This window comes from Staphylococcus nepalensis, assembly GCF_014635045.1.
GTDB classification, from domain to species: Bacteria; Bacillota; Bacilli; order Staphylococcales; family Staphylococcaceae; genus Staphylococcus; species Staphylococcus nepalensis.
On sequence record NZ_BMCF01000001.1, the window covers coordinates 75286 to 94577 of the forward strand.

A 19292-nucleotide genomic window follows, 5' to 3' on the forward strand; every position below is an offset into this window, starting at 1 on the left:
ATTTCTTTTAATTATATGCTTATTCATTTCAAAAAAAAAGAGCAGATACGTAAGTAGAAATTACCTTGTATCGCTCTTTATATGATTATTTATTATTATAAAGTTTCAATAAAACGCTCAAACGCCTCTTGACCCTGTGACGTATTTTTAAATACGCCTGCATCTTCTAGTACACGTTTGAATTTATGTCCAACTTCTTTTTCGATGATTTCATCGACATTTTTTTCATTAATATCATAGTTTGCTTTCATTTCTTCAGCCCATGTCTGGTGCGCGCCTAATGATTGCTGATGATTTCCTAATAAAAAAGCCTTAACTTCTTGCAGTTCTGTTTTCAATCGTCCAGGTAGAATAGCTGTACCCATGACTTCTATCAGTCCGATATTCTCTTTTTTTATATGTTGTACATCTTTATGAGGATGGAATATGCCATCAGGGTAAGTTTCTGATGTCTGGTTGTCCCTTAAAACAACATCCAGTTCATACTGACCATGTCTAAAACGTGCAATAGGTGTGACAGTATGGTGACGGTCACCTTCATCACTGTATGCTCTGATTGCTACACTTTCATCTGAATAATTATTCCATGCGAGCCTAATACATTCTGCTGCTTCTATTAAGTTTTCTTTATTAGTACTTTTGAGGCGTATCACACTCATTGGCCAATGTAATGTAGATGCTTCTACGTTTGTAAACTGTACCAATTTAAAGTTTTGAAGTTCTTTAGCATTATCCATCGGAAAGGTATGTCTGCCAGATTGATAATGGTTATGCGTAAGAATCGACCCACCAACTAACGGTATGTCCGCGTTAGAACCAATAAAATAATGTGGAAATTTGTCTACAAAATCCAATAATTGCACAAATGTTTGTTTATCAATATTCATTGGCACATGCTCTTTTGATAGAACGATACTATGCTCTTTAAAATAAGCATAAGGTGAATATTGAAATCCCCATTGCTCATCTCCTAAATTCAGTCTCACTATACGATGATTTGTTCTTGCTGCTTGCAAAACAGAGCCTTTAAATCCTTCATTTTCTAAACATAATGCACATTTAGGATAGTCTGTTGAAGGCGCCTCTTTAGCTTTAGCGATTTGCTTTGCATCTTTTTCGGGTTTAGATAGATTAATAGTTATTTCAAGATCGCCATACTCATTTGATACGTCAAAATGGATGTTATTTGCTATAGCATCTTCTTTTACGTAATGATTACGTTTCGTAATATTATAAAAATAATCGGTAGCTTCTTTTGCGTTTCGCTTGTACAATTCATTAAATTGATCGTTAACCACAGATGGTCGCGGTGTAATTAAATCTAAAATCTGAGCCTCAATAATTTCTTTATTATACAATGCGTCATCAATACAGTTTGCTTTTATTGCTTCTTGAATCCAGTCTTGCGCAATAGCATTGGCTGTAGCGTTTGGGCTAAATTTAGGTGACGCTGTGTCGTCTATACCAGATGCATTTAAAATACTGATCAACCTGTTTTGAATATAAATGGCATCTTCCTTTTCATAATCACCATATGTGGTAGCATATGAAACAAATAACTGCACAGAATGTTGATTCAATAACATGCATTATACCTCCTGATATCCGTTTGGATGTTTTTCATGCCATTGCCACGCTGAACCGATAATATCGTGAATATCGTCATGTTTAGGTGTCCAACCCAATATTTGTTGCGCTTTATTACTTGATGCAACAAGTTTACTTGGATCGCCTGCTCTTCTTTCCCCAACAACAGCGTTGATTGGTTTATTTGTTACTTTTCTTGCAGCTTCTAAAATTTCAAATACAGAATAACCTTGGCTACTTCCTAAATTAAAAGCTCCAGATTTTCCGCCATTTTTCAAATGTTGAAATGCTAAAATATGCGCGTCAATTAAGTCTACAACATGTAAGTAATCGCGTATACAAGATCCATCTTCTGTATCATAATCATCGCCGAAAATCGTCAGTTCTTCTCTTTGACCCAGTGCAACTTGCAATACGATTGGGATTAAGTGTGTTTCTGGTCTATGATCTTCACCGATCACGCCATTTTCTTTTGCACCTGCCACATTAAAATAACGTAATGCTGCATAATTAACACCATAAGCTTCGTGGCTCCAGTGCATCATTTTTTCCATCATTAATTTACTTTCGCCATAAGGGCTCGTAGGTGTTTTAGAATCGTCTTCTGTAATTGGTACAGCATCTGGTTCTCCGTAGACAGCTGCTGTTGATGAGAAAACAATATGTGCTACATGATGGTCGTACATTACTTCTAATAGCACCTGCAAACCATAAACATTATTATTAAAATATGCTAGTGGTTTTCCAACAGATTCTCCAACTAATGAATAAGCACAGAAATGAAAAACGCCTTCAATATCTTCGTTTCCAAATACACTTTCTAAGAATGCCTTATCACGTATATCGCCCTCATAAAATTTTGCCTCATTATGCACAGCTGCTCTATGACCAGTTCCCAAGTTATCTACAACTACAACATCGTAACCTCGATTGATTAACTGATCTACTGCATGACTTCCAATGTAACCTGCGCCACCTAATACTAATACAGACATAAAAAAATCCTTTCTAATTTATATTTTGTGTTTATATCGTTTTAACGCCATCACTGATACCTACATGATAAAATGATGGTTCATAACCTATTTTTGCCAAGTATTTTTTGGAAACTTCATCTTCTAATGCTTTGATTTGTTTTTTGTGTACTAACGCAATCGCACATCCTGCAAAACCTGCACCAGTCATTCTTGCTCCTAACACGCCTTCAACTTGTTGTGCTGTTTCAGCTAGCGTATCGAGTTCCATGCCTGTTACTTCATAATCGTTTTTCAATGATGTATGTGAATCATTTAATAACTGACCAAATTTTTCAAAGTCGTTGTCGGATAATGCTTGATGTGCAAGTTTAGTACGTTCATTCTCTGAAACAGCATGTCTCGCTCTTCGCCGTTGTACTTCATCCTTAATCAGCATTTGATACATTTCAAATTGATCCATTGTTAACTCACCTAAAGACTGAATATTTAGTTCTTGCTGTAATGATGCCAATGCAGATTCGCACTCACTTCTACGTTCATTATATTTACTTTCAGTTAATGAACGTCGTTTATTTGTATTCATAATTGATATGACATAATCACCAAATTTGGCGGGAACAAAATCATATTCTAATGTTGCTGTATCTAATAAAATAGCATGTTCTGATTTACCCATTCCAATAATAAATTGATCCATAATACCAGAGTTAACACCCATAAAATGATTTTCTGTACGTTGTCCTATTTTAATAAGTTCTAGTCGCTCTAAATCCAAATTAAATAATGCTTTTATCAACCAGCCTGTTAATAGTTCAATAGAGGCTGATGACGAAAGACTTGCACCATTCGGTATATTCCCCTCCACCAAGATATCAAAGCCTTGGTTTATACCAGGAAAAGATTCTTTTAAATATTTTATGACCCCTTTAGGGTAGTTTGCCCAGTCATCGTCCTTCTCAAAAACCAAGTTATCTAAATCTAAAGTTATCATGCCAATATTTTCAAAATTATTAGAATATAGACGAATCAATTTATCGTTTCGTCTAGCAGCTAAACCGTATGTCCCTAATTCAATTGCTGCTGGGAACACATACCCTCCGTTATAATCTGTGTGTTCACCAATTAAATTAATACGCCCAGGTGCAAACGCACTTACTTCAGCTTGCACATCAAATAAATCTTTAAACTTATTGCGCATTGCTTCTATCATAATAATCCCACTCCTTTTTAAAGACGATATAAAAAATACAATTTATGGTAGTAAACTTAAATAAAGTTTACTTGTTTACTAAATGTTTTGTCAATGTGCTTTGTTTTTTACTTTAAATGTAGCACGTTCTTTTAATTGTGCTTCTGCAATGACATGAATAGCAATTTGTCTTGTATTATTTATTCTTTCTTCTGCCATTCTTACTGCGATTCTTCCGTACTCATCTATAGGTATATGTACGCTGCTGATAGAAGGAACTGCATATTGAATAATTTCCAAATCATTAAAACTAATCAATTTAACGTCATCTGGTAAAGTGATTTTTTCTGCTTGTAGTTGCTGTAATATGCCGATTGCAACCATGTCGTTACCAGCAATAAACACTTGAGGTAAATGATTTGTTTTCAATAATTCTTTTACTGCATTTACACCGTCCTCTTTATTCCAACCGTTAAGCAATGATTCACTTGTTATTTGGCGTTTTTTACACCATTCCGTAAAAGCTTTAAATCTTACGTCTTCAATTTGTGTATTATTTGAAGTTGGCAAACCTTCCAAGTTTTTGATCGTGTGTGTGCCACCTACATAAACAATATGATTTAATCCTGTGTTATCAATATCATTTAATAATTGCAGCATGGAATCATATAAATCTGAATATACTGCGTCTATAGATTTAGGCGTATTAGGGTTATTAATGACCACAATGTTATGGTTATATTTCTGTAGTTCTAAAATTGATTCGGACGAAAAGTTCCCTACCACAATAATAGCTCCTGCTTTCGCTATTTTAGTTATATCTATATCATCATGTTCCCCATCAATACGTAGCGTTCTCCTTAACGATAAATTTAATCGTTTAACCTCCGCTTCAATTGCTAACCTAATTTCTCTGTAATATGGATCAGACATTTCTTTTGCACGTGAAGCATAAGTAATAATTTGAATACTTTTATTTTTTCTTTCCATTTTTTTATATTGTAAATTTTCAGCGGTTTCATGAATTCTTCGTCGTGTTTTTTCTGCTACAGATAATGTAGGATCGTTATTTAATACACGTGATACTGTGCCAGGGCTCACTTCCGCTTCGCGCGCAATGTCTCTGATGCTAGCCATTTAGCTTTTCACCTCTTTATATTTGTTTACTATAAGTTTACTTCTATGCATCCTATATAGCAAATATATTTATTGTAGTTAAATTAGTTCAGAGTAGTACAAATTAGGCTTCTTTTAAAATATTTTATTAACAGGTGTTATCAAGATTACTAGGAACAAAAAAATGGAATAAAAAACATGTTCATCTTTACGGGATATTGTCGCCTTTTAAAATATTTTATGTCCTACGCATATTGAAACTGTTTATTTTTTTTGCAACTCGAAATGCGCTAAAATAAATAAGTGAATATGAATTGGGGGATGAATAATATGAATGAAGACGTTTTAACAAATCAGCATATTGTACGATATGAAAATGGTAATCTTATAGAGACGACTGACCATTATGTCACAGAATTCCCATTAACCATCATGGTCAACGGAGAAGAATTTGCTACGGTCATTTGTAGTCCAAATCATATGGAAGAACTGGTCCTAGGATTTTTAGCATCAGAAGGTGCTATTTTAAAAAATGATGATTTAAAATCAATTCAAATAGACGATAGTAAAGGGTTCGCTCATGTTGAATTAACTAAATCACTCAATGAACGTTTTGAATACTCAACTAAGCGGATGATTGCCTCGTGTTGTGGTAAAAGTCGTGAATTTTATTTTCAAAATGATGCGGCAATAGCTAAAACATCTATGTCAAAAATCACTTTAATCCCGTCTCAAGTACTCAATATGATGACACGTTTACAAAGTGCAAGTAAAATTTTCAAACAAACCGGCGGTCTTCATAATGCTGCTATTAGTGATGGTGAAGCTTTTTTCGAACATAGACAAGATATTGGTAGACATAATGCACTAGATAAACTTTATGGTTATTGCATTCAGCACCATATACCTATCCGTGATAAAGTGCTCATATTTAGTGGTCGTATATCTTCTGAAATACTTATTAAAGCTGCTAAGATTGGCGTTGGCGTTATTTTATCTAAATCTGCTCCAACCACATTAGCAGTATCGCTTGCCCAAGATTTAAATATTACTGCAATTGGTTTTATTCGTGATGGCAACTTTAATGTTTACAGTCATCCAGAGCGTATTACTGCAACAAAAACTAATTAAAAAGCGGGACAACGATTTCATTTTTTAAATGATTTCGTTATCCCGCTGAAACTACCGGAACTGAGAAAAGCGCACGAAGATTGATACTTTTACATACCAAGCGACACATCTTCAACAATGATATAAACTGTGTTTTTCGACTTCTCTTAAATATGTTCTTTTACAATATGATAACAAAAGCTTATGTATACATAGCCTTGTTTAACATACATATCTTTTGCACTATCTTCTCCATCAGCAATCAAAATGATTGGTCTTCGGTTAGCTAACTTTGCTACAATGCTTTGCATAACGCTACCAACACCTTGTCTTTGGTAACATTCTAATACACCAAAGCCGTCGATTTCCACTGTATCTTCTGTCACAATCAAATCTAATATACCAGCTGGTTGCCCATGTTTGTAAGCGATAAGACGCGTCTTGGCATCATCATTAAAGTGATTTTTAATCATCCGCGTGCTTTCTTCAACGTAGCCTTCACCATATGGTGCTGCGAATTGCCTATAAACACTAATATAATCCTCTAGCGTTGTTTCATCTACAAATGCCACTTTCACTTCGTCATCTGCATGACCTTTAAATTGTTGTGGCTCAATCGCATATAACTCCATTAACCCCAATTCAAATTGTTCATTGTTAATCAATGCTATCCATTGTTGATCCAATTCAACATTTTCAGGAAAAGTAAAAGTTAAATGATTAGAATTTTGCTGTTTATGCATATGTGTCTGTGTAGCAATATCCATTTTCCACTGGTAAATCGAAGGCATTTGTTTATATACCCACTTATTGGCATCAAATACTAAAGGGGTAGTTGGCGTTAAATAAATTGATTTATACCAATCATTATCATAAATATCACCGGGTTGAAAAATATCATTTAAAGATATATTCATAACTACCTTGCCCCCTTACTCATAATAATTACTTAAGTAGTTGCTTAAATTGACTATGATTTAACATGATATTACCTATAAAACTAGCTATCACAGCTTTAATAATATCTGCTGGCATAAATACAAAAGAAAGCAACACAGATTTAGACATTGGTATGTTCGTCATAATTCCCATTAACAGCGTACCTCCAATATCTAATAAAACTACGCCTATCACTATAGTTGTAATTAATAATACAACAAAATTAATTTTTTTAAAATATAAGTCTCTTACAAGTCCAATAAGGTATGTAATGACTGGGTACATAAATAAAAAGCCTGCTGATGGTCCAGCAAACACACCGATACCGCCTCGACCGCCTGATAGTAACGGAAGACCCGTAGCCACTAACAATAGCAATACAATAATACTTAATGTCCCATATTTACGTCCTAATAAAATAGCAGCTAAAAATATACCAATATTTTGTAGCACAATTGGTACAGGCATAATAGGCAGCGGTATGGCAGGTATAAAGCCTAATATTGCAATAATTGCTGTCATTAGTGCCGTATAAACTAAATATTTTGTTGACATCATCAAACCTCCTTTGATGATGAAAATTATACCATTAATGTAAACTATATAAAATAAAAAGTTTACATTAATGGCGCGTCATTTCATTTTAATCCAAAAAAGCGAGATAATGAAATCTCATTTTTTAAAAGATTTCGTTATCCCGCCAATGGTGATCAACTAGAAAAAGAAATACATAAGCTAACGCCCTGTACAAAAACTTAATATAAAATCACTTCTTATTAACTAACGGCTAACAATATTTTAGATGTATTCAAAATATTGTTTGATATCATTCAAATTTTCAAATGATTATTTGCACCTTGGTCTTTTAAGAGTGGGCTTATGAATTTAGATTTAAAAATTTCTCTTTTAAATCTTTTCTCATAAACTCTAAGGTATATGGATCATTGTACCAGTATGCTTCTGCTTGTACCTCTATAACTCTATCATTTTGAACAGCCGGTAAATTTTTCCAAAGATCTGTTTTTTTATAACCTGGTTCTGATTTGCCTTCACTAGTTGAAACAATATAATCACCTGCATAGTCAGCAAGTTTTTCTTGTTTCACTTCAGCCCATCCTTCTTTTTTAACTAATTCAGTTAATTTCTCAGGTGCTTTCAAACCGAATGCTTGATACATCACTTCACCGCCGCGACCCCAGTTAGGACCATAAGTATAAAGTTTTTTATCAAACTCATCAAAAATTGAGACTGTGGCATCTTCCCCAATTTTATCTTTAATTTCTTTTCCATCTTTTTCAGTTTGTGCTTTCCATTTATCTTCCCATTCTTTTACTTTATCTTCTTTTCCAAGTAGCTTACCTAACTCTTGTTGTTGATCTAAATATTTATGTTTACCATAGTCATAAGCTACGGTCGGCGCAATTTTTTTATACTTTTTGATATTTTTATCATTAGAATAAACTACAATCAAATCTGGTTTCGTTTTTGCTACTTTTTCAACATCATTTTCCCCAATTTTTTCTACGCCTTTAAATTTATCTTTTAAAATCTTACTACTATCAACTTGTTCGTTTACTGCAACTATATTACCACCTAAGTATTTAATGCCACCAGCATACGTTGGCGCGACAACTGCAATACGTTTAGGGTCTTTTGGTATATCAATTTTCTTACCACTATCTAAAGTGTAAGATTTCGTCTCTTCTTTTTTATTATCAGTGTCGTTTTCTGACTTATTCCCGCAAGCAGCTAATACTAAAACAAGTGCGATAATTGAAAATAATAATTTTTTCATAATGTTCCCTCCATTGAAAATGATTATCAATACCATTGAATTATATAATGCTTAGTCTTTTTTAACAATAGTAAAATATGAAAATTTTTACTATTGTTAAAGTTAAAAAATAAGCCTCCTAGATTTTTAGGAAGGCTCATTCAAACATAAACCGATTATCTTTTAATTTTAATTCATAATGCTTGGGTATCTCTAGACCACGGTAAGCTTTCGTATAGCAAACCGTCGCCTTGACTATCAAAAGGCATCACGTTAATACAATGAATTTGTACAACTTTGCCTTCTATATTAATATAATCATATAGAAATAACCCATCGATTTAATTCATTATTTTGATACCACATAACTATTTAATATTTATACTCGTCATTATATAGGCAAAAACATAAAGCTATGAAGTTTTTGACAAGTAAAATACAAATGGTATCAAATTGGTTCCAATGTACAATAGCTAATCAAACAATCCCATCAGTGATTTAGATATATTAGTATAAGCCATATCTTCCATCGGCGGATTATGCAACCCAGCACGCATATCTCTATAATAACGTTGCAATGGACGTTCCATTTCTAAGCTTTTAGCGCCAACAATACGCATTGCAATATCAATCACTTCTAGCCCTTGATTCATAACTAATACTTTACTAGCTGATGTTTCATTCCAAACCGGCTCATCTTGCTCATGATTGTATAGTGCGGCCGTGCTCCATAAAAAATGACGGGCTGATAGTAATAATGATTCCATTTTACCGATATTTTGTTGGACAGTTGGTATATCACCAATGGCCCCCTCTATACTTGCCGGGCTATAATTCTTAGCAAAATCAATTGCATAATCTCTTGCTGCTTGAGCAATCCCTAAATAGGTACTAGGAATATGTAAAATCCATCCATTCGGTTTTTTTCCGCCTGCCCCTCTAATTTCAACAAAATTTTCTTCTGGAATAAAAACATCATTTAAAATTAAATCATGACTTTCAGTAGCACGCATACCTACCATATTCCAATTATCTGCAATTTCAACACCTGGCGTGTTTTCTGATATCAAGAAGAAACCTACTTTATCTATTTCTTCATAATATGCACTGACAATAAAGTGGCTCAATCTTTTACTCATTGAAGTGAAAGTCTTAACACCATTCATCACAAAACCATCATCCTTTTTAACTGCATTAGTAGCCGGTCTAGCGCCACGCGTTGGACTTCCTGTTTCTGCTTCACTGATAGCTCTATTAACCAAAGCACCATGTTTCACAGAGATTGCAAAGCGATCTAACATGTCTTGTTCCCAAGCTTGCTGCTCATATAATTGTCCAACGACGCTAAGATGCCAACCTATTGAAAGTGCTGTAGCACCATCAATAGCTCCTAAATAGGTTTGTAGCACTACCATATCTTCGACAGTCGCACCTTCCCCACCATAAGCTTTAGGCAATGTTAATAATGTATAGCCTTCTTTGACCAACCAACCAATATTTTCATATGGAAAACGTGAATGTTTATCGTTATAATCAGCTTTTTCTTTAAATTGTTCTTTGACCGTATTGAATTTTTCTATCCATTTCTTTTGAATACTCGTATGTATTAATGCAGAATAATTCACTATGTCCACCTCTTTTTAGCCTTTTCTTTATTTAAACTTAGTGTAACACTCGCTTATAACGAAAGAAAGTCTTCCAAACAACAAATCCTTACTTTACCGATAGGGTTTATTGTGATACTTTGTATTTATTGATAGTCTAGGGGGTAAAAAAATGATTTCAGTAAAACATTTAATACATAAATATAAAGACAATACCATACTTAATGATGTGAGCTTTTCGCAAAACAAAGGTACTGTGACAGCTATTATAGGTCCAAGCGGTTCAGGTAAAACAACGCTCCTTAGAACATTAAATGCATTAGCTATACCAAAATCGGGCACCATCCAAATTGGCAACAAAACATTTGTGGGTGATAAGCATTCCAAAAAAGAGATTTCCCAACTCCGAAAAAACTCCGCTATGGTTTTTCAAAACTATAATTTATTTAAAAACAAAACTATTCTGGAAAACATTACTGTAGGGCTGATACATGGTAAAAAAATGCCAAATAAACAAGCAAATGAAGTAGCTATTTCTTATTTAGAACGTTTTAATTTATTAAATCAAAAGGATAAATATCCTTCTCAATTATCAGGTGGCCAAAGCCAACGCATCGGTATTATTCGCGCTTTAGCACTCAATCCAAAAGTATTACTTTTAGATGAACCTACATCTGCACTTGACCCTGAATCAATTCAAGGTGTTTTGTCACTCATCAAATCCATTGCACAAGAAGGTATGACAATGGTCATCGTCACACATGAAATTCAATTTGCTAAAGCAATTGCCGATCAAATTTTATTTATAGATGAAGGCGAAATATTAAAGGAAGGTTCACCTCAAACCGTTTCTTAAATACCGTAGAAACGGAGCGTGAATTAACATGAACCACAATAAATACTTTCTTCTAGTTATTGGGGTTTTTATTACAATGCTGTTAAGCGGGTGTAATAAAATGGAAGAATCCGATAATCAAAAAAGTAAAAAAGAAATTAAAGTAGCTATATCTGCAGAAGTGAACCCGCCATATTTATATACAGATGAACATAATGAATTTACAGGGTTAGATATCGATTATTTAAAACGCTTAGAAAAGAAGTTACCTCAGTATCAATTTAAATATGAAGTTGGTGAAGAAGAGTCAAATTTAGTCGGTATTGGCGCTGGGAAGTTTGATATGGGCATTAATTGGTTTTTTAAGACACCTGAACGAGAACAACAATTTCTTTATCAAGATGTCCCTTATAGTTACGCTTTACCTTTAATTGTTGTTAATAAAAATAATGCTGATATACATTCGCTAAACGATTTACCGGGTAAAAATTTAACTCCGATGGCACCAAGTGGTGGTTTGTATTCTATATTATCTCAATATAATAAATCACATACTTCAAAGATTAATATTGATACCATCCAAGAACCTTCCAATGGTGACAATTTAAAAATGGTAAGTGATGCTAGGCGCGATGCCATATTTTTAAATTGGAACACATACAACGCAATACAGAAACAAGTCGGCGCTGACGTTAAAATTGGCGGCATCGTAAAAAAAGAACCATTGCATATTGTCTACAACAAAAAACATCAAAAATTACATGACGATATCGATCAAGCTACACAAGAACTTAAAAACACAGGTGAATTACAAAAACTTTCTAAAAAATATTTCGATATTAATGTTTTTGATGATTTAGATGAAATCAATAAGCAAAAAGATAAATTGGAGGTACAATCATGAATGAACCTGTAAATTGGCTTTCTTTATTTGGGCAAGTTTTACAACAATTACCTTTGACTCTATTAATATTTGTACTTTCTTTTGTATTTGCGCTTATACTCGGCTTTGTGCTAGCAAGTATTCGTATCAAAAAGATTAAGATACTCTCAACAATCGTCCGAGTCTATCTATCTTTTATTCGCAGTACGCCTTTAATCTTGCAACTTTTTTTGGCATATTTTGCATTGCCACAACTACTATTAATCATACAAATTGATATAAACCACTTCAGCAGATTATTTTTCGTGATTTTAGCGTTTACCTTACATACAGGGGCTTATCTATCTGAAATTATAAGAGCGGGATATCAATCTGTAGATTACAGTCAAATTGAAGCGGGTCTTTCAGTTGGATTATCTTATCCTCGTATTTTAAAGGAAATCATTATACCTCAAGCTTTACGTAATAGTATTCCAAATTTAACAACCCAAATCATTGAACTATTAAAAGATACATCGCTAGCATTTACTATTGGAATTATAGACATGATGGGGCAAGTTAAATTAATTATTGGGAATAACTATGGGTTAGGTATGCTAGAAGTATACATCGTGATATCAATAATTTACTGGTCCATTGCACTGATAATCCAAAGTATATTTGCTCTGATTAACAAACGAGCCCAAAAACCTTATAGCGTTTAAGGAGGAAAACATTTTGCCATTTATTATTTATACAATATTAGAAGTCCTTAAAGGTGTACCAAACACAATAATGATTTCCCTTATAGCAATGATTGTCGGGCTGATTATTGGAACACTATTCGCGTTTATTCGAACTAAAAATGTACCCATACTCTCTCAACTTATCGTTATATATAATTCATTTTTTAGAAGCACGCCGCTCATTGTTCAATTATTTATGATGTATTATGGGTTGCCAAAGCTCATTATGTGGTCCAATGAACAATTCGGTTTTGCAATAAATCCTGATGTTTTCTCGCCGCTAATCATCGCGTTTATTGTTTTTTCTTTACATGCTGTTGCTTATTTATCAGAATCTATCAAAGGCGGTTTACAATCCGTTGCTAATGATCAAATTGAGGCTGCTCAAACAGTAGGTCTTTCAACATTAAGAACCTATAAAGAAATTATATTGCCACAAGCATTTAATTACGCCCTTCCAAATATTGAAAATCAATTTATCATGCTTATCAAAGGTACTTCATTAGCGTTTGCTGTTCAAGTTACTGAAATCATGGCTGTCAGCCATGTTATCGCTAATGAAGGTTATCGCTTTATAACAGTATATAGTGTTGCCGCAATATTTTATTGGTTACTTGCTATTTTGTTAGAATTGGTGTTTTCAAAAATAGAAAACCGCACATCAGCTTATATGTTCACTAAAACTTCAGCATAAAAAAGAACAGAACGGAAATTTCATTTTATCAACGAGATTTCCGTTCTGTTCTTTTTTATATGTACTTCATTCTAAAAATGGCAACCAATTTATTTTTAAATTGAATCAGTTACACACCATACCCTAACATCTACGACATTCATTATATTTCACTCTTAAATCACTACATTGCTAAGTGTTCAGCATACTGTTTTTTTCTTTTATAATAATTTTTAACTTTTTTCGGCATTGAGCCACTTTGTAATTCATCTTTAGTAATAATCGGGTAATTTTTAAATACAATAGATCCTATATATCCACAAATGGCGCTTCCAGTAGCACATAAGGATGCAACAAGAACGACAGTCAACGCATTATTGAAACCAAACATAACCATCAAACCAGCAATAGGTGTAGCTGTACCAGTTGCTTCGTTAACTAAACCAAACATAGCTATAATGACACCGGATACTGCGCCGCCCATAAAGTTCGTAAGATAAACAGGAATAGGATTTGCCGTAACAATATCTGCTTGTGATAACGGCTCAATAGCTACAGAAATTGTTGTTTTACGATCTCCAAATTTCATACGCTTAAATAAAACAAAATTCATAAATGATGATCCAAAAACAGCTAAAGCTCCAATTGCCATAGGTGTGCCAGTTAACCCTAACAAAGCGGTGAGTGCCATAGAACTCAATGGCGCAGTTGCTACTACTGTTATAATGCCACCAAGCACTATCCCCATTAAAATAGGACTCGAAGTTGTAGATTCTTTAATAATATTCCCAATTTGCAATAACGTCGCATCTACTACAGGCGCTACGCCTACTGCGATTATTCTTGTAATAGGAGCAATAATAATAATTGAACCTATTAAATCTAAACCATCTGGAAATTTTTGTTCTATCCATTTCATGCCAAAACTTGCTATGTATCCTGCTACAAAACCTGGTAGTAAGTCCATGTTACCGCACGCAACTGCAATAACAAATGCGTACACCGGCGAAACACCCATCGCTAACGCTACTAGTCCAGCTGCAGCAACCCCACCTAAACTTCCAGCTGCATCACCCAGCTGTCCTAAAAAAGGAATACCTAATAGATCCCCACCAACATACTTATGAAAAGCTTCTACTAAAAATGAAGCAATTGCTGCATTCGCGAGGGCGCCCATTGCTTTACCACCATTTGGTGCTTTACTTGTAAATAGTGTAAACAAACATAATACGATACCTAAAAATATAACCCCTAAAAGTAAATTCATAAAAACACCTTCCGTTATTTGTATGCGCTTTCATTTAACAAATATTAGTATATCATAATTTATATTTTACTCAAATCATATTTTATATCAATATATAATTTTTCAAATAAATTTACACTATTCAGAATATTCATTTTTTATATATGTTACACGGCTATTTTTGAACATATCCATATTTTATTTTAAGTATGATTGTAATGTTCTAATGATTGATTCAATCCTTTTACGTTGCTTTTCATTTATGTAAACGACAACTGTCCGTTCATCTATGTCGCTTCTCTTTTTACTTAAATACTCCATTTTAATTAACTTTTGTAATGCTTTCGTTAAGTAATAAGGTTTTAACTCAGAATGTTGGGCGATTTCTTTCGCTGTAACTTCACTTGAATTACATTCATGTAGATAATTTAAAATAAATACTTCTTCATAGTTTAATTTGTGGTGCTTTTTAGTCTGCTTAAAAAATGTTTTTCCTTGTTGATATAATGAGATTAATTCATTTAATTCCTTTATCGTTTTCATAAAAACCGCTCCTTATGTTTTTTCTTGTTGTTAATATACACGAAAGTTTTCTTATCTATTTGTAACATAATTTTATCCTATTCATGCTATTTAATTCAATATAAGTAACTATGAAAAATGTTATGATTTACTACTATTTTTTTAATTTTATTTTTTATTTTCAAAATTTAGTACCTCATACATCCTTTTTATTAATAAGAAATGATTTTTATTGCATTTTCAATTCTAAAATGATTCGTGAACATAATACTTACAGATAAAGTAATCGTGGGTGAATTAAAATTCCAATTTTTCTAAAAAACATAGTTGTTAGAAAATCGTATTGTCGACTATAGTTGGATCAATATTATATTTCTATATCTAATTATGATCATTTATTTTTAATATTATAAAAAAACTTGAGATATAAAATTAAATATCCCAAGCTCTTAAAAAGGTTATAGTTATCTGCACATTTTTATTTATTTTATTCAAATATAAATGATTTTACATCATAAAGTTAAATATCATGCGAAGTAATTATTTCTTTTTACAATCTAAAGTGTCTAAGAAGCTTAGTGCTGCCATACCAGACAAGTCTAATGCATGTTTTGCGCCAGCTTTACCATGGCCTGCTTCAAAATGTTTATATGCTGCAACACCAAGAACTGAAATTGTTAATAGTGAACCAATACGTGATAATCTTTTACTTGCAAAGCTTAATACGAAAAATACAGCACTTAATGTTTCAACTGCGCCTGCTAACGGTACCGCATTTGAAGGTAAATTAAACACATCAGTAAAGGTATCTTTCATTGATTGATCACCTTTTAACTTTGGTTTTGCAGCTCCGTATAATTCTTTTGCTAATTTTAAGTTTGTTAAATAACGTAATATCATTACTTTAATCTCCTTCTATTTGTTTTCAAAATATTTATCTACAACAGGTTTTACCCGCTCAGCCAATAATTTAATTGTACGAATTGTGTTTTCGTGTGGCATGGATCCTACAGGGGTATGCAACATAAAGCGTGATAAACCTAACGTTTCAATCGTATCAATGATTTTATTTGCTACTGTTTCTGGACTACCTACATATAATGCACCATTTGCCCCTGCTTCACGTGCAAAACTATTTTCATTGTATAAAGGCCAACCTCGTTCTTTGGCCAATACATCGTGACTTGCTTTGACTGATGGGAAAAATTCCCGAAACGCTTGTTCATCTGTCTCAGCAATATATCCCCATGAATGTGTTGCAACAGTTAATTTATTGACATCATGACCATAAGATTCAGCTATTGACTTATACATCTCAATATTTCTTTGAAATCTTTTTGGGTCCCCGCCAATTATAGCATAAGTTATCGGTAAACCAAGTGCTCCTGCTTTCAATGACGATTCAGGTGTGCCACCTGTTGCGATTGAAATGGGTAATGAACCATGCTCAACCCTAGGGTAAATGCCTAAATTCTGTATACTTGGTCTAAGATGACCATCCCAATTCACAATTTCATTTTGATTCATTTGCATTAATAAATCAATTTTTTCATTAAAAAGTTGTTCATAATCATTTAAGTTATAGCCAAACAATGGAAATGATTCTATAAATGAGCCTCGCCCAACCATTATTTCAGCTCGCCCATTAGATACCGCATTTAATGTAGAAAAACGTTCATAAACTCTGACTGGGTCATCTGAAGATAATACAGTAACGGCACTGCTCAACTTAATGTTCTTTGTATGTCTAGCTGCTGCTGCTAATACAGTAACTGGGTCAGATACAGCATAATCAGGTCGATGGTGTTCACCTAGACCATAAACGTCAAGGCCATAATCATCAGCAACTTCAATTTCTTCAATAATATTCCTAATCCTTTGGGCGTTACTAATTGCAGGTGCTTTACCTTTATCAGTATATATATCACTATTATCTGCAAATGATGTCAAACCAATTTCTACCTTCATATATTCACCTCGCTTACCAAGTATATTTTTTATACCTATTATATTAAAAGCTTTTCTATTCGGTGTCAATATCAATGTTTAGCAAAATCAAAATACGTCAATCTTGATTAACCCCAATTCTTTATATATGAAATAGTATCAAAATAAAGTAATTAATTTAAATTTTAAATAACTAATTGTTAGCATTAAATAACATTTGTAATTTTCTGTTATTTTACAGCTTTGTAATAAATTAGAAAGCAATATTACACTGAATTCACCTTAAAACGCCATGGCTACAGCCTTAAGACGTAAAATAATCACCCCTTATTTTGTTACATATCCCCCATAATTATTAGAGATAAATTACAAAACGATAACATTGCACACAAAACGACAAATTTCTGATAGAGTAATGCTTGTCGTTAAAACAACGAAAAAAACTAAACATACTATAAACAACGTCATTAGAGACTGAGATAATAAATTTAAAAGCTTTATCATTATTAGGAGGATATTTTACAATGAAAAAAATCGCTACAGCTACAATCGCTACTGCAGGAATCGCTACATTTGCATTTGCGCAAAACGAAGCAGATGCTGCTGAAAATAACAATGGTTATAACCCAAATGACCCTACTTCTTATAGCTATTCATATACTATAGATCAACAAGGTGATTACCACTATACTTGGCAAGGTAACTGGAATCCAAGCCAAGCTGATCAAGCTCATTCAAACTATACTGGTAATACAAATAGTGGTCAAAATAACACTTATGGTTCTACATATGGTACTTCAACTCAATCATATACAGCGAACAACAACACAACAGGTGGCGGTGGTGCTGCTTCAAACGCTACTTCAGACCGCAACATCCAAGTAACTACAACTAGTGCGCCATCAAGTTCATCAAGTTCAATTTCAAATACTTCAGGCTCTTCAAATAATTTATATACTGCTGGACAATGTACTTATTATGTATTTGATAAAGTAGGCGGTAAAATTGGTTCAACTTGGGGTAATGCAAATAATTGGGCAAGCGCTGCTGCTGCTTCTGGTTATACTGTAAACAATTCACCTTCTCAAGGTTCAATTTTACAATCATCAACTGGAGCTATGGGACACGTAGCATACGTTGAAAATGTTAACAGTGACGGTTCAATCCAAGTTTCTGAAATGAACTATGGTCAAGGCCCTGGTGTTGTTACTTCACGTACTATTTCAGCTAGCCAAGCTTCAAGCTATAACTACATTCACTAATTAAAATAGTTTATATATCCTGGGACACGAAACAATGTTCCAGGATTTTTTTGTATGTATAGTAGATTGCTAACCAGCAACAAAGCCCTAATAAAAATAGAAAGCTTTTATCCTGTTTTTTATTTGATTTCATAAAAAAGCATCAACTCACTTATTATTTCGTGAGTTGATGCTTCTTTATTTATAACCAATATGCTAGGCTTATCCAATAGATAAAAGCAAGTAAGTAAAGTAATGGAAAACTTTCTGATACTTTATCTTTCACTTGCTTATAGATAACATAGACGCCAAAAGCAAGTAATATAATACTCAATGCCATTCTTGCAACAAGCAATTCTTGTATTGATATAACCACTGTTGATGATACAGGTACCATCGCTAACAACAAGGTTAAAACCACAATCATTATTGTGTAACATATAGTATCTTTTGTCTTATTACGATGAGAATTGACCCAATATAAAATCAAACCAAATATCGTAGTAAGTAATATTTCATGTATAATAGTTGGTTTTTCAAACAAATCGGTTCTATACTGTATCATCGCTACAATATACAATATAAAACCGATTATAAAATAGATAATAGAAGGATATTTAAAATCTTTACCTATATTGAAATATTGATGAATTCCCAATCCTATTAGCAATATCGCTACAATAATTACTAGATACAACACGGAATCACCTCATCCATAGTTTACTTTATCCTTTTTATCTAACTGGTAAACATATTATTATTACTCTCGCTTTAATTTTTAAATGAACAAATGTTTATTTTTTATTACTAATACAAAAGCACAGCCCGCTTCATTAAAAAAACACCTCCGTATAAATTCAGTTGAATATGAATTTAACGAAAGTGCCTTTATTTTATTTCTAAGTTTTGATATCTGTTCAATTT

Annotated in this window: 19 protein-coding genes; 6 read left to right on the forward strand and 13 right to left on the reverse strand. The window is 33.1% G+C overall.

Going from position 1 to position 19292, the window contains the following annotated elements; genetic code table 11:
* Window positions 1-95 precede the first annotated feature (95 nt).
* The 4 genes from galT to IEU88_RS00465 form a co-directional block, all read right to left on the reverse strand.
* Window positions 96-1586: a UDP-glucose--hexose-1-phosphate uridylyltransferase gene (gene galT, locus IEU88_RS00450; RefSeq protein WP_096808651.1), complete on the reverse strand. Its 1491-nt coding sequence runs from the start codon at window positions 1584-1586 to the stop codon at window positions 96-98.
* Window positions 1587-1589: 3 nt separating this feature from the next.
* Window positions 1590-2582 (reverse strand): UDP-glucose 4-epimerase GalE, encoded by a 993-nt coding sequence (gene galE, locus IEU88_RS00455; protein WP_103372511.1) that lies wholly within the window; start codon window positions 2580-2582, stop codon window positions 1590-1592.
* Between the two features lie 31 nt (window positions 2583-2613).
* Complete coding sequence (locus IEU88_RS00460; protein ID WP_096808649.1) at window positions 2614-3774, reverse strand: galactokinase; 1161 nt, start codon at window positions 3772-3774, stop codon at window positions 2614-2616.
* A 90-nt stretch (window positions 3775-3864) separates the two neighbouring features.
* Entirely contained in the window at window positions 3865-4890 is a 1026-nt protein-coding gene (locus tag IEU88_RS00465; protein ID WP_103372510.1) for a LacI family DNA-binding transcriptional regulator, read from the reverse strand.
* A gap of 309 nt (window positions 4891-5199) precedes the next feature.
* Between IEU88_RS00465 and fdhD the strand changes: the two genes are divergently transcribed.
* On the forward strand, window positions 5200-6000 hold the full coding sequence (gene fdhD, locus IEU88_RS00470; RefSeq protein WP_103372509.1) for a formate dehydrogenase accessory sulfurtransferase FdhD: 801 nt from the start codon (window positions 5200-5202) through the stop codon (window positions 5998-6000).
* A gap of 146 nt (window positions 6001-6146) precedes the next feature.
* Here the strand turns inward: fdhD and IEU88_RS00475 are convergent, their stop codons facing one another.
* The 4 genes from IEU88_RS00475 to IEU88_RS00490 form a co-directional block, all read right to left on the reverse strand.
* Window positions 6147-6896 (reverse strand): GNAT family N-acetyltransferase, encoded by a 750-nt coding sequence (locus tag IEU88_RS00475; RefSeq protein WP_103372508.1) that lies wholly within the window; start codon window positions 6894-6896, stop codon window positions 6147-6149.
* A 28-nt stretch (window positions 6897-6924) separates the two neighbouring features.
* Window positions 6925-7473: a biotin transporter BioY gene (locus IEU88_RS00480; protein ID WP_096808645.1), complete on the reverse strand. Its 549-nt coding sequence runs from the start codon at window positions 7471-7473 to the stop codon at window positions 6925-6927.
* Window positions 7474-7795: 322 nt separating this feature from the next.
* Entirely contained in the window at window positions 7796-8713 is a 918-nt protein-coding gene (locus IEU88_RS00485; protein ID WP_103372507.1) for an ABC transporter substrate-binding protein, read from the reverse strand.
* Window positions 8714-9165: 452 nt separating this feature from the next.
* Window positions 9166-10317: an acyl-CoA dehydrogenase family protein gene (locus tag IEU88_RS00490; protein WP_103373181.1), complete on the reverse strand. Its 1152-nt coding sequence runs from the start codon at window positions 10315-10317 to the stop codon at window positions 9166-9168.
* A gap of 151 nt (window positions 10318-10468) precedes the next feature.
* Here IEU88_RS00490 and IEU88_RS00495 point away from each other — a divergent pair, with 151 nt between their 5' ends.
* The 4 genes from IEU88_RS00495 to IEU88_RS00510 all read left to right on the forward strand — a co-directional run bounded on the left by IEU88_RS00495 (window position 10469) and on the right by IEU88_RS00510 (window position 13433).
* On the forward strand, window positions 10469-11152 hold the full coding sequence (locus tag IEU88_RS00495; RefSeq protein WP_103373180.1) for an amino acid ABC transporter ATP-binding protein: 684 nt from the start codon (window positions 10469-10471) through the stop codon (window positions 11150-11152).
* Between the two features lie 100 nt (window positions 11153-11252).
* On the forward strand, window positions 11253-12035 hold the full coding sequence (locus IEU88_RS00500) for an amino acid ABC transporter substrate-binding protein (protein WP_318270779.1): 783 nt from the start codon (window positions 11253-11255) through the stop codon (window positions 12033-12035).
* Window positions 12032-12718, forward strand: coding sequence for an amino acid ABC transporter permease (locus IEU88_RS00505; RefSeq protein WP_103373178.1), 687 nt, complete (start codon window positions 12032-12034; stop codon window positions 12716-12718). The genes IEU88_RS00500 and IEU88_RS00505 overlap by 4 nt, the downstream gene beginning before the upstream one ends.
* Before the next feature lie 13 nt (window positions 12719-12731).
* Window positions 12732-13433 (forward strand): amino acid ABC transporter permease, encoded by a 702-nt coding sequence (locus tag IEU88_RS00510; protein WP_103373177.1) that lies wholly within the window; start codon window positions 12732-12734, stop codon window positions 13431-13433.
* Window positions 13434-13596: 163 nt separating this feature from the next.
* Here the strand turns inward: IEU88_RS00510 and IEU88_RS00515 are convergent, their stop codons facing one another.
* From IEU88_RS00515 to IEU88_RS00530, 4 genes are all read right to left on the reverse strand, one after another.
* A complete protein-coding gene (locus IEU88_RS00515; protein WP_096808638.1) occupies window positions 13597-14679 on the reverse strand; it encodes a PTS sugar transporter subunit IIC in 1083 nt (360 codons plus the stop codon).
* 177 nt (window positions 14680-14856) lie between these two features.
* Window positions 14857-15201 carry a transcriptional regulator, SarA/Rot family gene (locus IEU88_RS00520; RefSeq protein ID WP_096808637.1) on the reverse strand — a complete coding sequence of 115 codons (345 nt, stop codon included), beginning with the start codon at window positions 15199-15201 and terminating at the stop codon, window positions 14857-14859.
* A 519-nt stretch (window positions 15202-15720) separates the two neighbouring features.
* A complete protein-coding gene (locus tag IEU88_RS00525; protein ID WP_103373576.1) occupies window positions 15721-16080 on the reverse strand; it encodes a DoxX family protein in 360 nt (119 codons plus the stop codon).
* A gap of 15 nt (window positions 16081-16095) precedes the next feature.
* The gene (locus tag IEU88_RS00530) at window positions 16096-17148 is read right to left on the reverse strand and encodes an LLM class flavin-dependent oxidoreductase (protein WP_103373575.1); all 1053 of its coding nucleotides are present in this window, start codon (window positions 17146-17148) and stop codon (window positions 16096-16098) included.
* Window positions 17149-17651: 503 nt separating this feature from the next.
* Between IEU88_RS00530 and IEU88_RS00535 the strand changes: the two genes are divergently transcribed.
* Entirely contained in the window at window positions 17652-18389 is a 738-nt protein-coding gene (locus IEU88_RS00535; RefSeq protein WP_096808634.1) for a CHAP domain-containing protein, read from the forward strand.
* Between the two features lie 181 nt (window positions 18390-18570).
* On the opposite strand, the gene IEU88_RS00540 is transcribed toward IEU88_RS00535, so the two are convergent.
* Window positions 18571-19068 carry a hypothetical protein gene (locus tag IEU88_RS00540; RefSeq protein WP_096808633.1) on the reverse strand — a complete coding sequence of 166 codons (498 nt, stop codon included), beginning with the start codon at window positions 19066-19068 and terminating at the stop codon, window positions 18571-18573.
* Window positions 19069-19292 lie beyond the last annotated feature (224 nt).